Source organism: Ochrobactrum sp. EDr1-4, assembly GCF_049199085.1.
Taxonomy (GTDB): Bacteria; Pseudomonadota; Alphaproteobacteria; order Rhizobiales; family Rhizobiaceae; genus Brucella.
Genome location: NZ_JBLZOF010000001.1, coordinates 151383 through 175287, shown reverse-complemented (window position 1 = coordinate 175287; position 23905 = coordinate 151383). Strand labels below are relative to the sequence as shown.

Below are 23905 nucleotides of genomic sequence, written 5' to 3'. Positions count from 1 at the left end.
CGCTGGAGCTTAAACGTTCCGGCGTTTCATTTGACGTGTCCCGTGGATGAAGATCGCAGCTGCGCGCTTCATTCTGTCAGTCCTTTAACCAAGGGCAGAGGAGGGCGCGTTTCCTGTCTGCGCCGCAAGGCGCTTTAACCCTTAGGAAATGTGATGAGCAAGCGCGAATCCTCTAAGTACAAAATTGACCGCCGTCTTGGCGAAAACATCTGGGGCCGTCCAAAGTCCCCTGTAAACCGTCGTGAATATGGCCCAGGCCAGCACGGTCAGCGCCGTAAGGGCAAGCTGTCCGACTTCGGTGTACAGCTCCGCGCAAAGCAGAAGCTTAAGGGCTTCTACGGCGATATTTCGGAAAAGCAGTTCCGTAAGACCTATGACGAAGCAGCTCGCCGCAAGGGCGATACCGGTGAAAACCTCATCGGTCTGCTCGAATCGCGTCTGGATGCTGTTGTGTACCGCGCAAAGTTCGTTCCAACGATCTTCGCTGCACGTCAGTTCATCAACCACGGTCACGTCAACGTAAACGGCCGTCGCGTCAACATTCAGTCGTTCCGCCTCAAGGCTGGTGACGTTGTTGAAGTTCGTGAAAAGTCGAAGCAGCTCGTGATCGTTCTCGAAGCCGTTTCGCTCGCAGAACGCGACGTTCCTGACTACGTTGAAGTTGATCACAACAAGATGGTTGCGACCTTCGCACGCGTTCCAGTTCTCGGCGACGTTCCATACGCTGTTCAGATGGAACCAAACCTCGTCGTCGAATTCTATTCGCGTTAATTCTGGGCCTCTGGTTCAGTTTTCAGAAATAAATGGTCGCCCTTGGTTTCCCCAAGGGCGGCTTTTTTGTATGTACACATAATCCTCTCATGTTCGCGGGAAGCATCATGAACGCTATCGATCTTAATATCGCAGAAGATGTCAGTCTCGATGGTTGTCATCCGCTTTTCCGCGACGTTCCGGCAACTGTTGAATTCAATAAGCTCCGCAAGCGCCTCCTGCGGCTGACACGTCAAGCGATAGACGATTTCGCCATGGTGAAGCCCAATGAAGGTTTGCCTCGCGAGCGCTGGATGGTGTGCTTATCTGGCGGCAAGGACTCCTACGGCCTTCTGGCGCTGCTGCTTGACCTTAAGTGGCGCGGTCTTCTGCCGGTGGAATTGTTGGCGGTCAATCTTGATCAGGGCCAGCCGAATTTTCCGAAGCATATTCTGCCTGAATTCCTGAGCCGCTATGGGATTGAGCATCGCATCGAATATAAAGACACTTATTCGATCGTTACTGAAAAGCTTCCTGAGAATAGCACTTATTGCTCGCTTTGCTCACGGCTGCGTCGCGGCAATCTGTATCGGATCGCACGTGAAGAAGGTTGCTCTGCAATCGTTCTTGGCCACCATCGCGAAGATATTCTCGAAACCTTTTTCATGAACCTGTTCCATGGTGGTCGTCTTGCGGCAATGCCACCGAAGCTTTTGAATGATGATGGTGATCTCATGCTTTTCCGCCCGCTTGCCTATGTAGCGGAAGAGGATATGGAAAAATTCGCGAACGCGATGCAATTTCCGATCATTCCATGCGATCTGTGTGGCAGTCAGGAAGGGCTTCAGCGCAATGCAATGAAGGCAATGCTGAGCGATATTGAAAAGCGGATGCCTGGTCGTAAAGATACCATGATCCGAGCGATGACCAATGTGCGCCCAAGCCATCTGCTGGATCGTAATTTGTTTGATTTTGCTGGTTTAATGAAAAATTCTGACGTGGAGACTGATCGTGCAGTTTGAAGAAAAGCAGATTGATTGGCTGGCTGAACTTTTGGCAGAAGCCGCGAACGCCGAAATCATGCCACGCTTTCGGCAATTGGGTCAGGGCGATATTCGCCAGAAAACGTCGGCTGCTGATCTGGTTACCGAGGCAGATGTGAATGCAGAGCGCTTTATCACTGCGCGTCTTATAGAGCGTTTTCCCAATGCGCTGATCGTAGGCGAAGAAGCCTGTTCCGATGACGAAGCTCTGCTCAAAGGCTTGGGTGACGCAGACCTCGCATTCACCATCGATCCGGTTGATGGCACGTTCAATTTTGCGTCGGGCGTACCGCTTTTCGGCGTGATGCTTGCAGTTGTCGCGAAAGGTGAGACTGTTGCCGGTATTATCTATGATCCGGTGGGCAAGGATTGGATTCTTGCTTCCAAGGGCGGCGGTGCACATATCCGCCATGCCAACAGCTCGACAAGCCCTGTGAAGGTTGCTGCTGCGGCTGATATTTCGCAGATGACAGGTTCGGTGTCATGGCAATATACGCAAGAGCCAATCCGCTCGCGCCTCGCGCGCAATCATACGAAATTCCTTTCGCAGATAGGCTATCGCTGTGCGGCGCATGAATATCGGATTATTGCCACCGGCGGTGCACATTTCGCTTGCTATAACAAGCTGATGCCTTGGGATCATCTTCCAGGCGCGCTCATTCATCAGGAAGCTGGTGGATATCTCGCCCGCTGGGATGAAAGCCCATATCTGCCTTCGCATGTAGGCGGCGGCTTGCTGGTAGCTCCCGACAAAGAAAGCTGGAAAGCAATTCACCAAACGCTCTTTGCAGAATAAAAAAATGCCGCATTTATAATGCGGCATTTTTTGTGGGCTTTTTTATTAGACTGGTTTGTTGTGCGGTTTGAATAATTTGCCGCGCTCTGCGATAATCACGCAGATGAAGGAAATGAACCCTAACACGCAATAGCCAGCGGCAACGGGTGTTGTTGTTCCATCAAAAGCCTGACCGATTGCGGCACCCAATGCAGCGCCTATAACTGTCTGTGCAAAGCCCAGAACGGACGACGCGGTACCTGCGACCTCACCAAGTGGCTCCATGGCCAACGCATTGAAATTTGATGTTACCAAGCTGAACGAGAACATGATTGTCATATAGATCATCATGAGCAACCAGAATGGTATAGGGCCGGTAAAGCTAAGGGACAATACCACCCAAAGCAGGCTGAAGCTCACAAACACCAACAGCATTGTCTGGGAAATGCGACGCATCCCATAGCGACCGACAAGCCGCGAATTGAGGAATGACGCCAATGCGAGTGTCATCGCAACCGCTGCGAAAGCCAGCGGAAACATGGTGCCTAGCTTGTAGATATCGACAAAAATCTGCTGCGCTGAATTGATGTAACCAAACAGTGCGCCGAGAATAAACGATGTTCCGAGCATGTAGAAAAGTGCGACGCGGTTAGACAAGACAATGCCGAAACCGCCGATGACGCTTTTCAAAGTTAATGGGCGGCGATGATCAACTGGTAAGGTTTCTGGCAGACGGATATAGGCCCACACTGCGACAACCGCCGCCATAATGGCCATCGATAAGAAGATCAGGTGCCATTCGCCAAACAGCATGATTAACTGACCAGTGGCCGGTGCGATCACCGGCAGGATCATGAAAATCATCATGACGAGCGACATGACTTCCGCCATCTGACGGCCTGCAAAACGATCACGTACAACCGAGACGGCAATCACGCGCGTCGCTGCCGCACCCAGACCTTGCAGCACGCGCAATATGATCAGCGTCGTAAAATCGGTAACAAAAGCAGCACCAATTGCCGCTAAGATATAGATCGTCAAGCCGACAAAAAGCGGCGCGCGTCGACCAAAACGGTCGCTCAATGGACCGTAGAAAAGCTGCGAAACGCCAAATCCCAGAAGATACGCTGTGATGACATATTGCGCATGATTTTCTGAAAGAACGCCGAGACTCGCACCGATTTGTGGCAGTCCTGGAAGCATAATATCGACGGCAAGCGCGTTGATTGCCATGATTGCAGCGATCAGCGCAATAAATTCGCCACGCGGACGCATAGGTGTTTTTTGGTCTGGCGAACCTTTTTGGATGTCAATCGGCATTAAGGCAGTCCTTGATAGAGCAATGCGGCGTTTCCAAAGACACGGCGCAAGTAACAGAATTTAGAAAACAGAAGCCTCATGGCAAGGGCTTGAGGCAATGCACTAATTAATAGGCAATATAAAAAGGCGCCACGTAGCGGCGCCTTTCAAAAGGGCAAAAGCCAGATGAGGGGTAGTTAATCCTCAGGCAGCTTTGGTTGCAATACCTTTATCGGTAAAAAGTGTTTGAAGTTCGCTCGACTGGAACATTTCGCGCACGATGTCGCAACCGCCAATAAACTCACCCTTTACGTAAAGCTGCGGAACTGTTGGCCAGTTGGAGTAATCCTTGATGCCCTGACGAATTTCATCGGAAGCCAGAACGTTGACGCCCTTATAATCCACGCCGAGATAATCGAGAATTTGAACGACCTGACCAGAAAAACCGCACTGTGGGAAGCCCGGAGTGCCCTTCAAGAACAGCACAACGTCGTTGGTCTTCACTTCATTGTCGATAAAATCGTTAATTCCGGTCATTTTATATCCTTTCAGACGCCGGTTCAAATCCCGGCCCGCGTAGGGAGAGGTTAGACCTCTATATAGGTGGCTGAACCTTGGTAATCACCCTATAAAGATGAAAGCAAGTCAAATTCGCGCGACAACATGCAGGTTGGGAGCAACATCTTGCCGCAGCCAGCATCGCGCCTGAAATTCAGGTGCTAAAACTGCGATGCTGCTTATTCCGGTATGCTTGTCTGGAGTGCGAGCGCATGAAGTACGCCGCCCATGTTGCCCTTCAGCGCATCATAAACCATCTGGTGCTGCTGCACGCGCGACTTGCCGCGGAAGCTCTCCGCAACAACCTCGGCAGCATAGTGATCTCCGTCTCCGGCAAGGTCGCGGATCGTAACCTTTGCGCCGGGAATACCTTCGCGTATCAGTTTTTCGATCTCATGAGCGTCCATAGCCATGCAAAGTCTCCTGCCGTTTTTAGGCTTTTTAATATTATAGAATCGTAACGCATCATCCTGATACGTCAATCTTCAACTGTCTAACTTTTAAATTGCCGACAAGCAAACGCCCGAAGCAGGATTACTGTTCGGGCGTCCTTTGATAGTCGTTCTAGCTGATAACGATTAGTTGTCGACGGCAGCTTCGCCGCTCATAAAGCCGGGGAACCAGCCTTCAAAAGCGTTGTTGAGATCGCTAACCGAAACGTCGACCGTTGCACCGAATGTCAGACGATCGCCGCCAACTGTTCCCAGTTTGCGGAATGCGATACCAGCACCTTCTGCATTCAAGGCAATTAGATTGGCCATTTCAGGCGTTGCAGCCACAACGTAACGTGCCTGATCTTCACCAAAAAGCACTGCATGCGGCAGCCCGTCGCCCGCATCAAGCGTCGCACCCTTGCCGGATTTGATTGCCATTTCAGCAACTGCAACCGCAAGACCACCATCGGAAAGATCGTGACAAGCCGTTACTTGACCATTGCGGATAACCGAACGCACAAACTCGCCGGTACGCTTTTCAAGTGCGAGATCAACGCTCGGAGCAGGGCCATCAGCGCGGTCAAACAGATCACGCAGATAAACTGACTGGCCAAGATGCGAACCGTCTGCACCGATCAGAACAAGTGAATCGCCATCCTGCATGCCGCCGATTTTGGCCATCTGCGACCAATCAGGGATGAGACCAACGCCTGCAATGGTCGGAGTTGGCAAGATCGCCTGACCATTAGTTTCGTTGTAAAGCGAGACATTGCCCGAAACGATTGGGAAGTCGAGCGCACGGCAGGCTTCGCCGATGCCTTCGATGGCCTTGACCAACTGGCCCATGATTTCCGGCTTTTCAGGATTGCCGAAGTTCAGATTGTCGGTCGAAGCAAGTGGCTCAGCACCGGTTGCAGTAATGTTGCGCCAGCATTCTGCAACCGCCTGCTTGCCACCTTCAAATGGGTCCGCTTCGCAATAGCGTGGCGTTACGTCAGACGAGAAGGCGAGTGCCTTGTTTGCATGGCCTTCAACGCGGACCACACCAGCATCACCGCCCGGAAGCTGCAAGGAGTTGCCCTGAATGAGCGTATCATACTGCTCATAAACCCAGCGGCGCGACGAACCATCTGGCGAGCCGATAAGCTTGAGCAGCGCATCCGAATAATCTTCAACCTGCGGCACATTGCTGGCTGGCAGCGGCGCATGCTTGCCCGGTTCCATCCACGGACGGTCATATTCAGGAGCCTCATCACCGAGTTCTTTGATCGGCAGATTGGCAACTTCTTCGCCCTGATGGATGACGCGGAAACGCAGATCATCGGTGGTCTTGCCAACGATTGCGAAATCGAGACCCCACTTGCGGAAGATTGCCTGTGCTTCTTCTTCCATTTCAGGCTTGAGAACCATGAGCATGCGCTCCTGGCTTTCCGACAGCATCATTTCATAGGCTGTCATATTCACTTCGCGAACCGGAACATGGTCGAGAATAAGCTCAATGCCGAGATCGCCCTTGGCACCCATTTCAACAGCCGAGCACGTAAGACCAGCAGCGCCCATATCCTGAATGGCGATAACTGCACCAGAAGCCATCAGTTCAAGGCAGGCTTCCAGCAGGCATTTTTCGGTGAACGGATCGCCAACCTGAACGGTAGGACGCTTTTCTTCAATCGATTCGTCGAATTCAGCCGATGCCATTGTTGCACCGCCGACGCCGTCACGGCCGGTCTTGGCACCGAGATAGACAACTGGCAGGCCAACGCCCTTGGCTTCCGACAGGAAGATGCCGTCATGCTTAGCAAGACCAGCTGCGAATGCATTGACAAGGATATTGCCGTTATAGCGCTTGTCGAAGTTGACTTCGCCGCCAACGGTCGGAACGCCGAATGCATTACCGTAGCCACCAACGCCGGAAACGACGCCGGATACCAGGTGACGGGTCTTTGGATGATCAGGTTCACCAAAGCGCAGTGCATTCATGGCCGCAATCGGACGCGCGCCCATGGTGAATACGTCACGCAGAATGCCGCCAACGCCAGTGGCAGCACCCTGATAAGGCTCAATGTAAGATGGGTGGTTGTGGCTTTCCATCTTGAAGACGACGCAGTCGCCGTCACCAATGTCTACTACACCGGCATTCTCGCCCGGGCCCTGAATGACGCGCGCGCCAGTGGTTGGCAGTGTACGCAGCCACTTCTTCGACGACTTATAGGAACAATGTTCGTTCCACATGGCCGAGAAGATGCCAAGTTCGGTGAAGCTCGGTTCACGCCCGATGAGATCGAGAATGCGCTGATATTCGTCCGGCTTCAGACCGTGGGATTGAATGAGTTCCGGCGTGATTTCGCGCTTATTGGAAATAGTCATCGAGATGAGGGACCCCGTCGCAGGCTGCGGTACCCGAAAACTTCTGCCGAAGGGCGGACACCTAAGGTTTTAAGGGGTCTCTTTAACCTAACTCTGCCAGAAGCGCGACAGGAAAATGCTGATTTCCCGGCTCAAATGCTACCTTCGTAGCCTGCTTGTTCATTTTCCAGTAGTCGTCGCAAAGTTACAAAGCCATTTTCGATGATCTTGCGGTCTGTGGGTGACGAAAAAGCTATGCGTACCCGGTGATATGTCTGGTCCACGCGTCCGGGTTTGAATTCGTCTTCATCGTCGATCAGGATGCCGTTTTCATAAGCGGCTGCTTTGAATGTCCCTGCCAACCATGGTTCCGGCAGTTTGAGCCAGAGGATAGGCACATGTGGCGACGAGTTGAATGTGTAACCCGCAAAGATTTTTCGCGCCAGTTGCTCTCGCCATTCAACTTCTGCCGAGCATTTATGCAATAGCGTATCAGCTTCACCGGATAGTACCATCTGCGCGGTCGTTTCTGCGAGTAGGAACGAAACGCCACCTGTCATCAGCTTATGCGTAACACGAACCCGCTGCGCGCAATGCGGAGGGCAGGACACCCAGCCACAGCGCAAGCCAGCACTGACCGCCTTTGAAAGGCTGCCAATCAAAAATGTGCGTTCTGGCGCAATATCCGCAATCTTTGGAATATTGGTGGGCGTCATGACGCCATAGGTATCGTCTTCGATCAGCCAGACATTGTGCCGCGCTGCAATGTCAGCGATGGCACGGCGGCGCTCAAAGGGCATGGTGGCCAGCGTGGGGTTGTGAATGCTTGGCATCAGGAAGGCCATTGTCGGGTGTTGCTGATTGCATACCCGCTCAAATTCTTCCGGGATCATGCCATATTCATCGCTTGCAGCGATAGCTGTGCGGCGACCGCTAATCCGCACCGACCGGCTGACTTGCGTATAGGTCAGATCTTCAAAAACAATTCGATCACCGGGCGAGGTGAAGGCTGTTATCACAGCAATCGCACCGGCATGTGCGCCGTTTGTAACCACGATATTGCTTGCATCAGCAGGAGCGTTTTCCTGTGCAAGCCATTGTCGTCCCGCCTCCAGCCAATGCTGTGGAAAGTAGCGCGTGTAGTTCACAAACTCATGTGGGAAGTCGCGGATAGTCGCACCGATTAGTTGATCCAGAACTCCTTGCTGGCCCACGTCCGGCGCTGCCGTTGTGTCGAACCTTATCTTGTCCAGTGGTGCATCCTGAATGCGGGTTCCGGCAATGCCATCGCTTGAATAAGCGGCGGGAGCATTTTTGCGATCATGTTTGGCGAGGACATAAGTTCCACGCCCAACTTCGCCGGTCACAAGCCCGCGCTCATGCGCAAGCGCATAAGCTCGTCCTATTGTACCGATTGTCACCTTTAAATCGAAAGCGAGATTGCGCTGCGGCGGTAGTTTCTCTCCCGCTGGCAAAGAATTGTTCGCAATTGCCTCTTCAATCGCGTCAGCGAGCTGAAGGTAGAGCGGGCCAGATTTGTCTGATAGGTTGGGAAGCCAAGTTGTCATGGTCACAATATAAGCATTGTATCGATATTTGAGTCAATTGTATTTACGCTTTAGCGCATCGGATTGATGCAAAGTTAGGATTATACGCAGCAATAAGGCGTTTTGCGATGACATTCGTCCCGATTGAGTATGATGAAATAGATACAATTGATACAATGCGGGTAGTTGAACGTGAAATCCCGGCGAACACGCGTTCTGTCTGGCAGAGATTTGCTGCGTGGGTTTCCCATCGCGCAATGTTGCGTCGCAGCCGTATTCAATTGATGGATCTGACCGACGAACAGCTCGTAGACATTGGGCTTTCGCGGAGCGCTGCTGATATGGAAGCGCGCAAAGTACGCTTCCATATTCGATAATTCGGCCTAGCCGCAGTCTTTCTGGCCGGATGCCCAGCGATTGATGTCTGCACTGATACGGCTACTATGCGCCTGCTGCATCATTGGCCCAAAAGCTTCAATTCGTGCAGGATTGCCTTCTGCCTGAACAACAAGCAGTGGGCGTCCTGCAAGATTGCGCGCAGGCACCACCAACATACGTGGGCGTCCAGTGAAAGAGTTCAGTTCCGGCGCAAAAGCGTAACCGCGGAAGTCCTTGTCCTTGGATTTAAACCAGCAACTATTGGCACCCACGGCGATACGCTCCATGGTTGCTAAGGCTGCTTTGCTGGCATTTGTGGAAGCCGGGCGAGGCGAAGGCTTCGGTGCGCAAGCCGCAAGAATTGAGAGCGCGGACAGAGCTGCAAGCGCGATGGTCTTATTCTTCAAGGAAGACTCCATGGGGCGTTTTGAAGATGCCAGCACAGCCCAGCTCGCTCAAAACAAATAGAAATTATGTTTAAAGCGTACCCGATGAGGGTACGCTTTGGATTGGATGGGGTAACTCAGGCAAGCTGAGGCATGAATGCCTTCAATCCGTCACTCATCTCATTTGTAATAAGCTCGAATATCGGATCCTGGTTTGCTTTCACCGCATATGTGTCGAATTTTGGGTATGCATCCAGCAAATCGCTCTTGCCTGAAAGCTTCTTGAGCGGCTCCATCAGAAAACGAATTGGCACGAGCCATGCATCGGCAAGAGTTGGTGCATCGGTGAGTGCAAAATCATTATCGGTCAGACGTGATTCCACAACGCTCAAGCCGGTGTTTAGCTTAGCGAACAGCCGATCAATGGACGCCTGATCCTTCTCAGGCTTGCTCAATAGAATCATCAGCTTCATTGCTGGTCCGAGTACGTCCAGTTCAGCGACGCGTGCGAGAAGCCGGATCAGTGCGCGCTCGCGCGGCGTTCCGGGCAGGACAGGCGTTTCAGGAAAATGATCTTCGAGATATTCCGCGATGACGGCTGCTTCAAACAGCGTTTCACCAGACCCTGTAATCAGCACTGGAACACGCTTAAGTGGTGTCACATGGCTGAAATCCGCCGGAAACGGATAAGGAAGGCTGATCGGTTTGAACGGAAGTTCCTTGAGGTAAAGAACACCACGTACAAAAGCGGAATAGGGGGAGAGTGGGCGTGAATATAATTGCATCGTTATAGTTCCCCGATTCGGTTGCCGCAGGAAGTATGCAATGCCCAAGCTGCCACGAATTTACATGACGCGCTAGTCGATTGCGTTTAGCGCATGCACTGAATCAGCTAATGCATATAGAATAAAAAACGGCCCTCGTTTGAGACGAAGGCCGCTTCAAAACTTTTATTTAGGTGTGCCTTTTTAAGCAGCAATTCCTAATGCGCCTGCAAAAAGTGCACGGCCATCATTGCCACCATGCGCACCTTCAATCAGGTTTTCAGGATGTGGCATCATGCCGAGAACATTGCCGCGTGCATTAACGATGCCGGCAATATCATTGACCGAACCGTTCGGGTTGGTGCCTTCCGCATAGCGGAATACAACCTGACCTTCACCTTCGATGCGCTTCAATGTTTCCGCATCGGCGAAATAATTGCCGTCATGATGCGCAACCGGGCAACGAATGATCTGGCCTGGCTGATAGCTGCGGGTAAACGACGTATTGGCGTTGCTGACTTCGAGCTTTACTTCGCGGCAAACGAACTTGAGCGAGGTGTTGCGCATCAGCGCACCCGGCAACATTCCTGCTTCAACCAGAATCTGGAAGCCGTTGCAAACGCCGATAACCATCACGCCTTTGTCGGCTTTCTCACGAATAGCCTGCATGACCGGCATACGCGCTGCAATCGCACCGCAACGCAAATAGTCACCATAGGAGAAGCCGCCGGGGATCAGAATAAGATCAACATCATCAGGGATGGATGTATCTGTCTGCCAGACGGTGATTGGTGCCTGACCGGAAATTTTGGTGACGGCTGCAATCATGTCGCGGTCACGGTTAAGGCCGGGGAGAAGAACGACTGCTGCTTTCATGGCGTTTTATGTCTCTTTGAATCTGAGGGCTTCAGAGCGCGTCAAGCGATCTGAAAGCGCGCAAAAAATACCTGCTGAGCGCAGTGCGTCAGGCGATGACGATTGCGTAGTCTTCAATAACCGTGTTGGCGAGCAGCTTCTCGCACATGGCTTTGATTTCGGCTTCAGCTTTAGCCTTGTCCGAGCCTTCGACTTCGAGATCGAAGACCTTGCCCTGGCGGACCGAGTTGACGCCTTCGAAATTCAGGCTGCCGAGCGCGCCGACAATAGCTTTGCCCTGCGGGTCGAGAACGCCGTTTTTGAGTGTAACGGTGACGCGTGCCTTAATCACTGAGTAGTTCCTGATTTACTTAGCCAAATGAAAACAGCCCGGTAACTTTCGTTCCGGGCTGTGCGGATTTTACTTCACAAGCGTAGGGCCGGAAGGACGGGGCGTTTCGTTCTCGTTCATGATGCCGAGACGACGTGCCACTTCCTGATAGGCCTCAACCAGTCCACCCATATCGCGGCGGAAGCGGTCCTTATCGAGCTTGTCATTGGTGTTGACATCCCAAAGGCGTGCTGAGTCTGGCGAAATTTCGTCGGCGACGACGATACGCATCATGTCGCCTTCAAATAGACGTCCACATTCCATCTTGAAATCGACAAGCTGGATGCCGATGCCGAGGAACAGACCGGTGAGGAAGTCGTTGACGCGAATGGCGAGAGCCATAATGTCGTCGATTTCCGCAGGGCTGGCCCAGCCAAAAGCAGTGATATGTTCTTCCGTGACCATTGGGTCGTTGAGAGCATCTGCCTTGTAATAAAACTCGATGATCGAGCGTGGCAGGACAGTGCCTTCTTCAATGCCGAGGCGTGTGGACAGCGAACCTGCTGCAACGTTACGGACAACGACTTCAAGCGGAATGATTTCAACTTCCTTGATCAGCTGCTCACGCATGTTGAGGCGGCGGATAAAGTGAGTCGGAATGCCGATACGGTTGAGTTGCGTGAAAATGTGCTCAGAAATGCGGTTGTTCAACACGCCTTTTCCGTCAACAACTTCATGCTTCTTCGCGTTGAACGCGGTTGCGTCATCTTTGAAGAACTGGACAAGAGTACCGGGTTCAGGGCCTTCATAAAGAATCTTGGCCTTGCCCTCGTAAATACGGCGGCGACGGTTCATGGCTTTTCTCGGATTTCCAAAAATGTGATGATCGGCTTTTGCCGCTATTCTCGCGGGCTACGTATAGCAATTGTGGGCTTTTAACAATCCTGCTTTGTACCCGTTCCCCCGTTTTAAGCGTTTCAGAGCCAGATAAATCAAGAAAGTGACTTTTGGCTCTTGTATAATCTTGCGCCCCTTGCCAGCTTTAGGCAAGAGAACGGTTGACGATCTCATATAAGTTAACAGCTTGGGAGTTCTATGAATGGCCACTGGCATGGACGATCGCCGCAACGCTTTTGAAAGCAAATTCGCACTCGATGCTGAATTGCGTTTTAAGGCTGAAGCCCGCCGCAACAAAATTCTCGGTCTCTGGGCTGCAGAACTTCTCGGCAAGCATGATGCGGATGCAGACGCCTATGCGCGTGAAGTTGTTGCAGCTGACTTTGAAGAAGCAGGCGATGAAGACGTGTTTCGCAAGCTGCGCACTGATTTTGATGCTGCCAGCGTGAGCGTTACAGATGCAACCATTCGTGAAAAGATGTTTGCTTTCCTTGAGGAAGCGATCCAGCAGGTCCAGAAAGACTAACTCGTCATAAAGGGCGGAAATGCTGATAGCGCATCCCGAAAAGTGGAAATCGGTTTTCGGGATAAGATGCGCGTTAAAATAAGCAGACAGCATTTCCGCCCTTAGTTTTGTAATGCAGGGGAATAAGCATGTCTTTGTCTTCGCGTCTTCGTGCCGGAGAAACCGTTCTATCGGCTTGGTCATCCTTGCCGGAAGCACTCACCGTCGAAGTGTTGGCGCATAGCGCTTTTGACGCTGTAACGCTCGATATGCAGCATGGCGGTCATGATGAGCAAAGTGTGTTGCGTAGCCTTGGGCTCATTCTCAACGCAGCCAAGCCGCCAGTTGTGCGTATTCCAGTCGGACGCTTTGACATGGCAAGCCGGGCACTCGATTTCGGCGCACAGGCCGTCATTGCACCCATGATCAACTCGGTTGAAGATGCACGTAAATTTGCCGCTTCAATGAAATATCCGCCGATCGGAGAGCGTTCATGGGGCGTGTTCCGCGCTAATGCTGATTACGGCACGCCTGGCTCTAACGATTATCTGGTCACCGCTAATCAGGACACGCTGGCTTTTGCCATGATCGAAACACGCGATGCATATGATGCGCTGGATGCGATCCTTGATGTGCGCGGCATTGATGGCGTTTTTGTTGGTCCTGCCGATTTTTCTATTGCGTGGAGCAACGGTCGTGAAGCAAATCCGGATTCAGAAGCCATCATTGAGCCGATTACGACAATTGCACGCAAGGCAGCTGCGGCTGGTAAATTTGCAGGCATCTATTCGCCATCAGCAGAATTTGCACGGCGCTATATCCCGCTTGGTTTTCAGTTTTTAACGCTCACCAGTGATGGTGGCTACATGCGCCTTGGTGCTAAAACACTCGTTGACGCCATTCGCGCTTAAAAAATAAAGCGGCAGATGTTTCATCTGCCGCTTCGCAAGTTAGTCTGAATCTATTTCATCAGAAAACTATATAATTCGTTGATTTAATGTGTTTTTGGTGGCTCAAGTTTAGTCATAAACTCAGCAAATACCATTGAGCCTTCTGGCCATGGCCCATGCCCAGACTCTGAATTGATATGTCCTGCATCACCGGCATCAATAAGCAGCGCACCCCAGTCTTTCACAATTTCTTCCGCAGCTTCAAAGCTTGAGAACGGATCATTGCGACTAACAACTGCAATGGTTGGAAACGGCAGACGCTCACGCGGATAAGGGCCAAATGTCATCAGGTGCTTGGGCCTGATCTTGTCATTCGAGACATCTGGGGGCGCCACAAAGAACGCACCAGCCACCTTATGCTGAATTTGCGGCATTGCATGTAGAGCTGTCGCAACGCCAAGCGAATGGGCCACAAGCACGATTGGCTTTGTCGCTTCATTGGCGGCTTTAACCAGCTGCGCTACCCAATCGTCTTTAACTGGCTTCGACCATTCGGCTTGCTCAACGCGTCGCGCCGTCGAGAGTTTGCTCTCCCAACGGGTCTGCCAGTGATCAGGTCCGGAATTGGTGTAACCAGGAATGATGAGAATATCGGAATCTTTAACTTTCATGATCCCTATTTAGAGCCGTTTCAAAGCATCTTCAAGGTGAGCTATAGCGCTGATGCATGAACGCAGGTGATGCAAATGATGAACAGCTTGTTCGCAGATCGCGATCTTGTGAAACGCTCTCTAAATTGTGATCTTTAGCGGGAAGATAACACCAAAGAGGATTTTGCGACTATGGCCATCAGCAGAAGGACGATACTCGGAACTGCGGGTGCTGCCGTCATGAGCAATATTCTTTCCGCACGCGCGGAAACGCCGTCGAAGGAGAATGAAATGATTGAAACTGAAAACAAAGTAGCCAATCAGAAAGTGGCTCCAAGTGCTCCTCTACCATTTGCAATGACGACGCCTGTTCGGGTGGCGCGCATTGGTTTAAAGGCGCGTGATGCTGAAACTCTGGCTGAGTATTATCGCGACGTTGTCGGCCTTCGCGAGATGACGCGCCGTGGCGCTTCGATTGTCCTTGGTGCTGGTGATCGCGAGTTGATGGAAATCGAGCAGTTTTCAGCTGCGAAAGCAGATGATCCACGCAGCGCTGGTCTCTATCACACTGCTTTTCTGCTACCGACACGTGGTGATCTGGCGCGCTGGTCGCGCCGCGCCATCGACAAGCAGCTGCCCGTTGCGGGTGCATCGGACCACAATGTCAGCGAAGCGATTTATCTCACCGATCCTGAAGGCAATGGAATCGAAATTTATTCCGACCGCCCACATAAGACGTGGCAGTGGAATGGTGATCGCGTGGTCATGGGCACAGAAGCGCTTGATGTGAAAAATCTTCTCGACGTTATTGATCGCGAAGGTGGTGAATGGAACGGTGCACCACAGAATACAGTGGTCGGTCATGTTCACTTGCGCGTTGGCAATGCCAAAGATGCGGAAGCTTTCTGGAACAAGGAACTGGGCTTTAACACCGTGCAGACCTATGGCGATAAGGCCGTGTTCTTATCGACCGGCGGTTATCACCACCATATCGGTGCTAACGCATGGCAGAGTTCAGGCGCTGGCTTGCGTGACAAGGACCGGACTGGTCTCGCATGGGTGGAAATGGAAGACACGCGCGGCGGCAACAACCACGTCTTCGAAGACCCATGGGGCAATGTGATCAATACGATCAAAAAGAGTGCCTGATATTAAAACAATAAAAAGCCCCATGTTTACAGAAACATGGGGCTTTTTTCGGACTCAATTTATGAAGACTAATGTTTAGCCGAAAACGCGCTTGAAAATCGTATCGACATGCTTCGTGTGATAGCCGAGATCGAACTTTTCGCGGATCTGCTCTTCTGAAAGCGCTGCACGCACTTCCTGGTCAGCAAGCAGTTCTTCAAGAAAGTCTGCACCTTGTTCCCAAACGCGCATCGCATTGCGCTGCACGAGGCGGTAGGAATCTTCACGCGAAACGCCAGCCTGTGTAAGCGCCAGCAGAACGCGCTGCGAATGCACTAGACCGCGGAACTTGTTCATGTTCTTGAGCATGTTTTCCGGGTAGATCACCAGCTTTTCGACAACGCCAGCCAGACGGTTCAGCGCGAAGTCGAGTGTGATGGTGGTGTCTGGGCCAATTGCGCGCTCAACGCTTGAATGCGAAATATCGCGTTCATGCCAGAGAGCGACGTTTTCCATTGCAGGCACAACCGACATACGAACCAGACGGGCGAGGCCGGTCAGGTTTTCTGTCAGAACAGGGTTACGCTTGTGCGGCATTGCCGACGAACCCTTCTGGCCGGGCGAGAAGAACTCTTCTGCTTCCAGAACTTCCGTGCGCTGCATATGGCGGATTTCGATGGCTACATTCTCAATCGACGAAGCGATAACGCCGAGTGTTGCAAAGAACATAGCATGGCGGTCACGCGGGATAACCTGCGTGGAAACTGGCTCTGCTTCGAGGCCAAGCTTTTCGCAGACATATTCTTCAACACGTGGGTCGATATTGGCGAAAGTGCCAACAGCACCCGATACGGCACCGGTTGCGATTTCCGCTCGTGCTGCAACGAGACGTGCGCGGTTGCGCAGCATTTCGGCGTAGAAACGGGCGAAAGTCAGGCCCATTGTGGTTGGTTCAGCATGAATGCCATGGCTGCGACCGATACGAACGGTATCTTTGTGTTCGAAAGCACGCGTTTTCAGTGCTGCAAGAACGCGGTCCATACCGGCGAGAAGCAGATCAGATGCGCGAACGAGCTGAACGTTGAGCGTTGTATCAAGTACGTCCGAAGACGTCATGCCCTGATGCACGAAACGGCTGTCAGGACCGATAAACTCAGCAAGATGCGTCAGGAACGCGATGACGTCATGCTTGGTAACGGCTTCGATTTCATCAATGCGCGCGACATCGAATTTTGCAGCGTCGCCCTTTTCCCAAATGGTCTTTGCGGCTTCCTTGGGGATTACGCCGAGTTCGGCAAGCGCCTCACATGCATAGGCCTCAATTTCAAACCAGATGCGGAATTTGGTTTCGGGAGACCAGATGGCGACCATTTCTGGTCGGGAATAGCGCGGGATCATGGGCATATCCTGTTTTGGCGGCCCGTCTGCCGGGCTGCAGGTCTTGGGTAAAGGGAATGCGTGGTGTTTAGCAGAGCCTGACGCTCCGCTCAACGCACATCACCCCGGAAAAATCTATTATCGCGCTGCTTCTGCGGCTTCGCGAATGGCTTTGATGTTGGCGGCATAGCTCTCGACAGAGTTGCCTTTGTAAACAGCAGAACCCGCAACGAGAATATTGGCACCGGCGGCAACAACCAGACCAGCGGTTTCTGGCGTGATGCCGCCATCGACTTCAATATCAATTGGGCGGTCGCCAATCATGTCACGCACGCGTTTGATCTTATCGAGCATTGGAGCGATGAACTTCTGGCCACCAAAGCCCGGATTAACTGTCATCACAAGCACAAGATCAACGTCATCGATAACATTGGTCAGCGCTTCGACAGGTGTCGCTGGATTGAGCGCAAGACCGGATTTTTTGCCGAAAGCACGAATATTCTGCAACGAACGGTGTGTGTGCGCACCTACTTCGGCATGAACAGTGATCAGATCACAGCCAGCATCGGCAAAAGCTTCCAGATAAAGATCGCATGGCGCGATCATCAGATGGGTATCAAAGAATGCCTGAGTACGCGGACGAATTGCTTTGACGACCTGCGGGCCGAACGTGATGTTTGGCACGAAATGGCCGTCCATAACGTCGATATGAATCCAGTCGGCACCGGCTTCGAGCACGGCGTCGACTTCTTCACCCAGACGCGCAAAGTCGGCGGACAGAATGGATGGGGCGATTGCGATAGGACGCATGGTTGTCTCCCTTGGCAAGCATTTGCCTTATTCAAACAAAAAAGCGTCCGGCCAGTTTTGACCGAACGCAGATATTGAGTTTAGCCCCAGCGCTTGTGGAACCACATCCACTGGCCGGGGTATTCGCGCACCCAGCCTTCAACGGTATCGTTGAGAAGCTGCGCAGTTGCGGCAATGTCGATCTCGCCTTTTTCGTCACGCGGCAGTTCCATGCGCTCTTTCAGCTCAAGCCGGTAACGGCCACCGGGCAGACGAATGCAGCGCGCCGGATAAACATCGCAATCGTACTGACGCGCAAGCTTCGCGAGCAGCGGATTGGTCTTTACCGGACGGTCGAAGAAGCTCGAAGGCACGCCGCGCTGGAACTTCTGGTCTACCAGCATGCCAACATTGCCGCCATTATCCAGAACACGCGCCAAGGACCATGCAGCACCGGCCTTGGAAGGCACCAAATGCCCCATATTTGTCTTGCGCGCTTTGAGAACGGTCTTGGCGATATAAGGATTGTTCGGCGGGCGGAAGAGGGCGGTTACATCAAGACCAAACGTACCGGCACAGATCGGCAGAAGCTCGAAATTGCCCGTATGCGCGGTGAAAAAGATATGCGGCTTTGTTTCATTGCACAGGCGCTCGAAAATGGGAATGCCGTCAACTTCAATCAGGCCGGGTTCGGTCGCATTGGGATCAAAATCAAAGATCGCATCGAGGAAGATATATTCCGCGAAAAGACGCGCCATCGAATCCCACATCTCGATGGCGATCTTCTCAATTTCAGCGTCGCTCTTCTCTGGATAGGCATGACGCAGATTGCTGGTCGCAACCTTATGCCGTGGTGTGAGTGGCCCGACCTTGCGCGCAAACCATGCCGAAAAGCGGATTGCGCTTTTGGCAGGTAGCAGACGCAACAGCGCCAGCGCGATAAACACAGCCTGCGCCCACAGCCAGTAATTAAACTGCTTGAGCTTACGCGACCACTTGAAGAGAAGAAGCTTGAACTTGAACATCAAATGCTTAGTCGATCTGCAATACGATCTTGCCGAAAACGTCGCGGCCTTCCATGCGCTTTAAGGCAGTGCCGATGTCATCAAAGCCAACGATAGTATCGATGACCGGATGAACAACGCCCTGCGCCATTTTCTGCATCGCATCAGCCATATTTTCCATACGGCAACCGAAAGAGCCGAGGATTTTAAGCTGCTGCTGGAAAAGCTGCATCAGGTTCATATTGGTCGAAACACCAGAGGTCGAACCACAGGTCACAAGACGTGCCCCGCGCTTCATGCAAAGCATTGACCCTGCCCATGTGTCGGCACCAACATGCTCAAACACAACGTCAACGCCCTTCTTCTTGGTGAGCTTGCGCACAACACCTTCAAAGCGGTCAACACGGTAATTGATGACGTGATCAGCACCGAGCGCCTTGGCCTTTTCGATCTTGTCGTCGGAGCCAACAGTGGTGATAACCGTGCAGCCCATTTTCTTGGCAAGCTGAATTGCAGCCGAACCAATGCCCGAACCGCCAGCCTGAACCAGAACGGTTTCGCCCGGCTGAAGCTTCGCATTGTCAAACAGCATATGCTCGACCGTACCAAAAGTAACAGGAGCGACAGCTGCGCCAATTGCGTCAACACCGGGAGGTGCTGGAACGAGCAAACGTGCTGGCAGATTGACGGCTTCACAGGCGAAACCATCAAGATGGAAGCCATGAACACCACCGACATGTTCACAGAGATTGTCGCGACCTTCGCGGCAGGCCTTGCAAAGTCCACAGGTGCGTGCGCCATAGATCGAAACGAGCTGGCCGGGCAGAACATTCGATACGCCCGGACCAATTGCATCGACAACGCCCGAAGCTTCGGCACCGATGATGAGTGGCATCTTGCGCTTGGCAAATGCCATGCCGCGCCAGCCCCAAACGTCGATATGGTTGAGCGCAACGGCCTTGATCTTCACGGTCACTTCGCCATTGCCGGGAGCAGGTGGCGGAGCAATGTCGGTCATTTCAAGACGACGATCGTCGAGAAGCTGCAAGGCGCGCATGAATTTATCCTTTTCAAGACATAATCCCGGAGAGCATTTTGCCGACCGGGATTACCGAGAATGTTCAAGCATGTCTCCCAAAAGTGGGAACCGGTTTTGGGTTAAAGACATGCGTATAAGCAAAGAACGAAAGCGCGTAGCGCTTTAGATTTGGACCCGATTAATTCGGATTTGCCGTCAATACAAGACTTGTGTTCTGTCCACCAAAACCAAATGAGTTCGAAATTACGGTAGAAACCTGCGCATCACGCTTCACATTTGGCACTACATCCAGCGGGATCGCCGGATCAGCATGGTCGTAATTGATGGTTGGAGGCAAGGTGCCAGTTTCAATCGTCAACAGTGAGAACACTGCTTCAATCGCGCCAGCAGCAGTCAGTGTATGACCGATCATCGACTTGTTGGACGAAACCGGGATCGAAGAGAGACGTTCACCAAAGACTGTGGAAAGAGCGAGATATTCCATCTTGTCATTTTCAGGTGTCGAAGTGCCATGCGCATTGACATAGGAAAGCTGATCTTCAGTCAGGCCCGCATCGGCAAGTGCCGCGCGCACAGTGCCAATCGCAGGCGAGGCGTCTGGCTTTGAACGGGTACGATGGAAATCGTCGGCCTTTTCGCCGCAACCGGCGAGAATGCCAAGCACCTTTGCACCTCGTGCAATGGCGCTTTCAAGCGATTCCATAACCAGCGCGCCTGAACCTTCAGCCATCGCAAAACCATCGCGATCTTTCGAGAAAGGCTTCGAGGCCTTTTCCGGCTTATCATTCTGCGTGGAGAGTGCCGAGAGCAGCGAGAAACGGATAAGCGATTCAGCCGATACAGAACCGTCCGTACCAATCGAGAGAACGCGGTCGCTTTCGCCACGGCGAATGGCTTCAACGCCAAGCTGGATAGCAGTTGCGCCCGAAGCACATGCAGTCGATAGCGTTACGGGCAGGCCGCGTGTGCCGAAAATCTCTGACAATCGCTCGGCGATATAGCCAAACTGTGTTGTGTTAAAAAGCTCATCCTGACGCGCACGACGGCAAGCTTCGAGCAGAAGCTGATAGCTGGCCGGGCCTTCGTCCTTAACGCTTGCATCAAGCGCAAAGCGGCTTTTCCAGTCGAGTTCAACCGGAGGTGCTGCGAGGAAAAGCGGACCACCAAAATCGCTGACCGAAAGGCCAGACTGTGCAAGGGCTTCTTCACCTGCAAGACGCGCGAGCGCCTCAGACAGAGCCGAAGAGCCAACATTGCTTTCAGGCAGAAAATCCACAGTGCCTGAAAAGCGTGTTTTTAGGCTGTCCGTTGGAAAACGGGTGATTTCATGAATACCGGAACGTCCGCTGGTCAGTGCTTCCCAGTTGTCTTGCTTGCCCTGTCCGAGCGAAGAAACAACACCAGCACCTGTGATAGCAACAATTGGACGGCCGAGATGGTCTGTATATTTGCTCATCTTATGCTCTCACCAGCTTTGCAGCACCCTCAGCGCGTGTTGCGCCGATGGTTGTGACAATGGCTTCTTTGACGTTGCCATTAATGGCTTTTTCAGACGCGCTGGAAGCAGCGATAGCCTCGCCCTTCCAGACGGAAATCGCCGCGAGCGCAAGAGCGAGCGGAAACTGTGCTTCGCGCAGATGACCGGTCAGACTTGTAATGCCACGATAGGCGGCAGAAATACCTTCAAGGGCCGCTTTCTCAGCAGCGGTTGCCTTATGTGCGCCGGAAGCGCCAGACACCACATATTCAGGTTCTTTGCCGCCATTGGCAGCAAGCACAAGTTCACGAACCGTCTTGGTGAGATCGGCTGCATCGCGGCGAACCTGCGCGCTTTCGATATTTGCAATCTCTGCATAGGCGCGGGCACCGCGCTTTTGCGCATGGTCTGCGCTTTCAAGCACAAGGAATACGCCGCCAGAGCCGGAAATCATGCCGCCACCGGCAGTTCCATCTCGGTCCCAGAGCGATGCCCAGCCGTCATGCTTGAGCAATCCGCCAAGCTCATGGCCAAGAATCATGTCGAAATGTTCGGAATTATACGATCCGCCAACCAGTGCATGCGTGCTTTGGCCAGAGCGAATGCGCGCTGCCGCCGTTTCAATCGCTGAAATTCCCGAACCTTCTTCGCCCATGAATGTGCGCGAGGAGCCGGTCACCTTATGGACGATGGAGATATTGCCTGCGAGCAAATTGGAAAGCTGAGCCAGAAACAGGGTAGGGCGCAGCTCGGTCGAGAGTTTCTCGTTGAGCATTACACCGCGATTGTTACTGGTGCGGCCTTCTTCAAGAATCTGCATATCGACGGTAATGTCGCGTTCGCCGCCACCGGCGCCTACGATCATGTCCATGCTGGCGCAGAGCGCTTCGTCATCCTTGATACCAGCATCGTCAAGCGCGAGGCCTGCCGCATAGGTACCAAGCCGCTGCCATGTCTCCATCTGGCGCTGGTCGCCACGCTTTGGGATTTGCAAACCCCAATCGACTTCGCCGAGGGGGTGAACGGTGTAAGGCGCAAAGGCTCCTTTTTCGAGGCGCGGTTCAGAACCTGCCGTGGAAAAAGCGTTCCAATGCGCATCCAGCCCTTCGCCTAGCGATGAGATGATGCCAATGCCAGTGATGACGACTTTATTGCTCTGCATGGTTCGGTCTACCCGTAAATGCTGATCCAGAAACGGAATCAGGGCGAACACGGATGTTCACCCTCTCATACCGTCAGGTTTCGTGGCTGTTTAGCCTTTTTTGGCGGCAACCAGCTCGTCGATCTTGGCACAAAGATTCTTTAGAACGAAGTATTCTTCGGTCGGAGCTTTGCCTTCGTTGACTTCCTGAGTCCACTGTTCAAGCGGAATCTTGATGCCGAATTCTTTGTCGATCGCAAATACGATGTCGAGGAAGTCTAGGCTGTCGATGCCAAGATCATCAATAGTGTGGCTATCCGGCGTGATGGTGTCACGGTCGATTTCGCTGGTTTCTGCGATGATGTCGGCGACTTTGTCAAAAGTAGAGGACAAGTTTCGATTCCTTTATTCCTGCAATGCCTCATGGGGCATGCGTCTGAGTATCTGCGCGTATCTAGCGTGTTTCCGGCGATAGGGAAAGTCATATTGCTTTCACAATAACCAGAGCTTTGATCGCGCATATAAGGTGTCTGCTATGCGAAGCGCAACATAAAGTGGATTACAATTTTTTGAAATGGGGACAAAATTGCATTGGTTAGGGTTCGCTCCTTAAGCTCTGAATGAAGTGCCAAAGCCCAATGATGCAAAACCCTATCATTACGATTGCGAGTGCATAACGCACAAAATGGTCGCCGGACGCGATGGCTGCGAGGCCTGATGTCGCACTTGCTAAGGCGCTGAGCCCCTGGGGATGTTTAAAAGCTGTTGCCAACGCTGTGTCTTGCTGACGTGCTTTCGGAAGTCCTTGGATTTTTGGTTCCATTGGCTCGACGAATGGCAGCGTCAAGGCCATTGCAATTGCTCGTGATCGCACACGTTCCACACGAGCCAACCAGCCTTTTCCGAATGTCGATGCTGTGGATAGGCCTTTGAGCCATGAGGCGCGTGCATCACAAAGCGCATTGATGATCTCCACGGGTGACCGACTGGAGATGGCAGCAATTGTCTGAGCGCCGATGACGCCATCTTCATGCTGGTTGACGGTACCTTGCAGCATTTTTGCCGCACGACCAGGCCCGGAATTAACCGCAAAATCGAAAACAGCGTAATCAACACCGGAAGGTAAATTGTCGCCATCAGTCTTGTTCCAGAATTGTTGCTGGTAAATTTTTGATGCGTCGGTCGGTGTAAGCTCCCTCACATCTTGTGGTGATACTGGATGCCCCCGCCATGCAGATAATGTATTGAGCGTAATTCCCATATTGGTTGCGCCTCCCGGATCATGGGGGTTATCAACAAATCCACCTTCTTCGCTAAAAATATACTCAATGGTTTTTTTGAAATTGGCTTTCATGTATAAAAACCTCAATTTGTATATTATAAAATAAATGTAATAGTTAAATATACTTGATATTATCGCATAATTTGAAGGAATAATATAAATTTTATTCTTCATGATTCATTTGAAAACACTCAATCGATTTCGGCATTTGGCTCTTGCACAGTAAGCGTTGATGCTGCTTGATATAGCTCTGTAACGAC

The 23905-nt window shown here is 52.3% G+C and carries 26 protein-coding genes; 7 read left to right on the top strand and 19 right to left on the bottom strand.

Annotated elements, in window-relative coordinates; all coding sequences use genetic code 11:
* Nucleotides 1–153 precede the first annotated feature (153 nt).
* The 3 genes from rpsD (at nt 154) to ACOZHT_RS00910 (ending at nt 2589) form a co-directional block, all read left to right on the top strand.
* Nucleotides 154–771: a 30S ribosomal protein S4 gene (gene rpsD / locus ACOZHT_RS00920; RefSeq protein ID WP_339508418.1), complete on the top strand. Its 618-nt coding sequence runs from the start codon at nt 154–156 to the stop codon at nt 769–771.
* 107 nt (nt 772–878) lie between these two features.
* Nucleotides 879–1772 carry a tRNA 2-thiocytidine(32) synthetase TtcA gene (gene ttcA / locus ACOZHT_RS00915; RefSeq protein WP_339508419.1) on the top strand — a complete coding sequence of 298 codons (894 nt, stop codon included), beginning with the start codon at nt 879–881 and terminating at the stop codon, nt 1770–1772.
* Entirely contained in the window at nt 1762–2589 is an 828-nt protein-coding gene (locus ACOZHT_RS00910; protein ID WP_421565257.1) for an inositol monophosphatase family protein, read from the top strand. The genes ttcA and ACOZHT_RS00910 overlap by 11 nt, the downstream gene beginning before the upstream one ends.
* Nucleotides 2590–2634: 45 nt before the next feature.
* Here the strand turns inward: ACOZHT_RS00910 and ACOZHT_RS00905 are convergent, their stop codons facing one another.
* From ACOZHT_RS00905 to ACOZHT_RS00885, 5 genes are all read right to left on the bottom strand, one after another.
* On the bottom strand, nt 2635–3888 hold the full coding sequence (locus ACOZHT_RS00905) for a multidrug effflux MFS transporter (RefSeq protein ID WP_339508423.1): 1254 nt from the start codon (nt 3886–3888) through the stop codon (nt 2635–2637).
* A 183-nt stretch (nt 3889–4071) separates the two neighbouring features.
* A complete protein-coding gene (gene grxD, locus ACOZHT_RS00900) occupies nt 4072–4404 on the bottom strand; it encodes a Grx4 family monothiol glutaredoxin (protein ID WP_339508424.1) in 333 nt (110 codons plus the stop codon).
* A 200-nt stretch (nt 4405–4604) separates the two neighbouring features.
* Complete coding sequence (locus ACOZHT_RS00895) at nt 4605–4838, bottom strand: BolA/IbaG family iron-sulfur metabolism protein (RefSeq protein ID WP_134153339.1); 234 nt, start codon at nt 4836–4838, stop codon at nt 4605–4607.
* A gap of 165 nt (nt 4839–5003) precedes the next feature.
* Nucleotides 5004–7226: a phosphoribosylformylglycinamidine synthase subunit PurL gene (gene purL, locus ACOZHT_RS00890; RefSeq protein ID WP_339508426.1), complete on the bottom strand. Its 2223-nt coding sequence runs from the start codon at nt 7224–7226 to the stop codon at nt 5004–5006.
* A 131-nt stretch (nt 7227–7357) separates the two neighbouring features.
* Nucleotides 7358–8773, bottom strand: coding sequence for a PLP-dependent aminotransferase family protein (locus ACOZHT_RS00885; protein ID WP_339508914.1), 1416 nt, complete (start codon nt 8771–8773; stop codon nt 7358–7360).
* A gap of 107 nt (nt 8774–8880) precedes the next feature.
* On the opposite strand from ACOZHT_RS00885, the gene ACOZHT_RS00880 reads away from it, so the two are divergent.
* Nucleotides 8881–9129: a DUF1127 domain-containing protein gene (locus ACOZHT_RS00880; RefSeq protein ID WP_339508427.1), complete on the top strand. Its 249-nt coding sequence runs from the start codon at nt 8881–8883 to the stop codon at nt 9127–9129.
* Nucleotides 9130–9135: 6 nt separating this feature from the next.
* On the opposite strand, the gene ACOZHT_RS00875 is transcribed toward ACOZHT_RS00880, so the two are convergent.
* The 5 genes from ACOZHT_RS00875 to purC all read right to left on the bottom strand — a co-directional run bounded on the left by ACOZHT_RS00875 (nt 9136) and on the right by purC (nt 12321).
* Complete coding sequence (locus ACOZHT_RS00875) at nt 9136–9537, bottom strand: hypothetical protein (protein WP_339508429.1); 402 nt, start codon at nt 9535–9537, stop codon at nt 9136–9138.
* Nucleotides 9538–9653: 116 nt separating this feature from the next.
* Nucleotides 9654–10301, bottom strand: a complete 648-nt coding sequence (locus ACOZHT_RS00870; protein ID WP_339508430.1) for a glutathione S-transferase family protein — start codon at nt 10299–10301, stop codon at nt 9654–9656.
* A 183-nt stretch (nt 10302–10484) separates the two neighbouring features.
* On the bottom strand, nt 10485–11156 hold the full coding sequence (gene purQ, locus ACOZHT_RS00865; RefSeq protein ID WP_339508431.1) for a phosphoribosylformylglycinamidine synthase subunit PurQ: 672 nt from the start codon (nt 11154–11156) through the stop codon (nt 10485–10487).
* Between the two features lie 88 nt (nt 11157–11244).
* Complete coding sequence (gene purS / locus ACOZHT_RS00860; RefSeq protein WP_250039681.1) at nt 11245–11487, bottom strand: phosphoribosylformylglycinamidine synthase subunit PurS; 243 nt, start codon at nt 11485–11487, stop codon at nt 11245–11247.
* 69 nt (nt 11488–11556) lie between these two features.
* Nucleotides 11557–12321 (bottom strand): phosphoribosylaminoimidazolesuccinocarboxamide synthase, encoded by a 765-nt coding sequence (gene purC / locus ACOZHT_RS00855; RefSeq protein WP_339508433.1) that lies wholly within the window; start codon nt 12319–12321, stop codon nt 11557–11559.
* 244 nt (nt 12322–12565) lie between these two features.
* Between purC and ACOZHT_RS00850 the strand changes: the two genes are divergently transcribed.
* The gene (locus ACOZHT_RS00850) at nt 12566–12889 is read left to right on the top strand and encodes a DUF1476 domain-containing protein (RefSeq protein ID WP_339508434.1); all 324 of its coding nucleotides are present in this window, start codon (nt 12566–12568) and stop codon (nt 12887–12889) included.
* A 122-nt stretch (nt 12890–13011) separates the two neighbouring features.
* The gene (locus tag ACOZHT_RS00845) at nt 13012–13779 is read left to right on the top strand and encodes an HpcH/HpaI aldolase/citrate lyase family protein (protein ID WP_339508915.1); all 768 of its coding nucleotides are present in this window, start codon (nt 13012–13014) and stop codon (nt 13777–13779) included.
* An 83-nt stretch (nt 13780–13862) separates the two neighbouring features.
* Here ACOZHT_RS00845 and ACOZHT_RS00840 read toward each other — a convergent pair whose 3' ends face one another.
* A complete protein-coding gene (locus ACOZHT_RS00840; protein WP_339508436.1) occupies nt 13863–14429 on the bottom strand; it encodes an alpha/beta hydrolase in 567 nt (188 codons plus the stop codon).
* A 270-nt stretch (nt 14430–14699) separates the two neighbouring features.
* On the opposite strand from ACOZHT_RS00840, the gene ACOZHT_RS00835 reads away from it, so the two are divergent.
* Nucleotides 14700–15557 (top strand): VOC family protein, encoded by an 858-nt coding sequence (locus tag ACOZHT_RS00835; RefSeq protein WP_339508916.1) that lies wholly within the window; start codon nt 14700–14702, stop codon nt 15555–15557.
* 75 nt (nt 15558–15632) lie between these two features.
* On the opposite strand, the gene purB is transcribed toward ACOZHT_RS00835, so the two are convergent.
* The 8 genes from purB to ACOZHT_RS00795 form a co-directional block, all read right to left on the bottom strand.
* Nucleotides 15633–16934 (bottom strand): adenylosuccinate lyase, encoded by a 1302-nt coding sequence (gene purB, locus ACOZHT_RS00830; RefSeq protein ID WP_339508437.1) that lies wholly within the window; start codon nt 16932–16934, stop codon nt 15633–15635.
* A gap of 117 nt (nt 16935–17051) precedes the next feature.
* On the bottom strand, nt 17052–17723 hold the full coding sequence (gene rpe, locus ACOZHT_RS00825; RefSeq protein ID WP_339508439.1) for a ribulose-phosphate 3-epimerase: 672 nt from the start codon (nt 17721–17723) through the stop codon (nt 17052–17054).
* Between the two features lie 80 nt (nt 17724–17803).
* Entirely contained in the window at nt 17804–18730 is a 927-nt protein-coding gene (locus ACOZHT_RS00820; RefSeq protein ID WP_339508440.1) for a lipid A biosynthesis lauroyl acyltransferase, read from the bottom strand.
* A gap of 4 nt (nt 18731–18734) precedes the next feature.
* Nucleotides 18735–19763 carry a zinc-binding dehydrogenase gene (locus ACOZHT_RS00815; protein ID WP_094506997.1) on the bottom strand — a complete coding sequence of 343 codons (1029 nt, stop codon included), beginning with the start codon at nt 19761–19763 and terminating at the stop codon, nt 18735–18737.
* Nucleotides 19764–19923: 160 nt separating this feature from the next.
* On the bottom strand, nt 19924–21201 hold the full coding sequence (locus ACOZHT_RS00810) for a beta-ketoacyl-ACP synthase (protein ID WP_339508443.1): 1278 nt from the start codon (nt 21199–21201) through the stop codon (nt 19924–19926).
* A gap of 1 nt (nt 21202) precedes the next feature.
* The gene (locus ACOZHT_RS00805) at nt 21203–22384 is read right to left on the bottom strand and encodes a beta-ketoacyl-ACP synthase (protein WP_339508445.1); all 1182 of its coding nucleotides are present in this window, start codon (nt 22382–22384) and stop codon (nt 21203–21205) included.
* Nucleotides 22385–22474: 90 nt separating this feature from the next.
* Nucleotides 22475–22756, bottom strand: coding sequence for an acyl carrier protein (locus ACOZHT_RS00800; protein WP_024897522.1), 282 nt, complete (start codon nt 22754–22756; stop codon nt 22475–22477).
* 202 nt (nt 22757–22958) lie between these two features.
* Nucleotides 22959–23717, bottom strand: coding sequence for a glycoside hydrolase family 108 protein (locus tag ACOZHT_RS00795; protein ID WP_421565390.1), 759 nt, complete (start codon nt 23715–23717; stop codon nt 22959–22961).
* Nucleotides 23718–23905 lie beyond the last annotated feature (188 nt).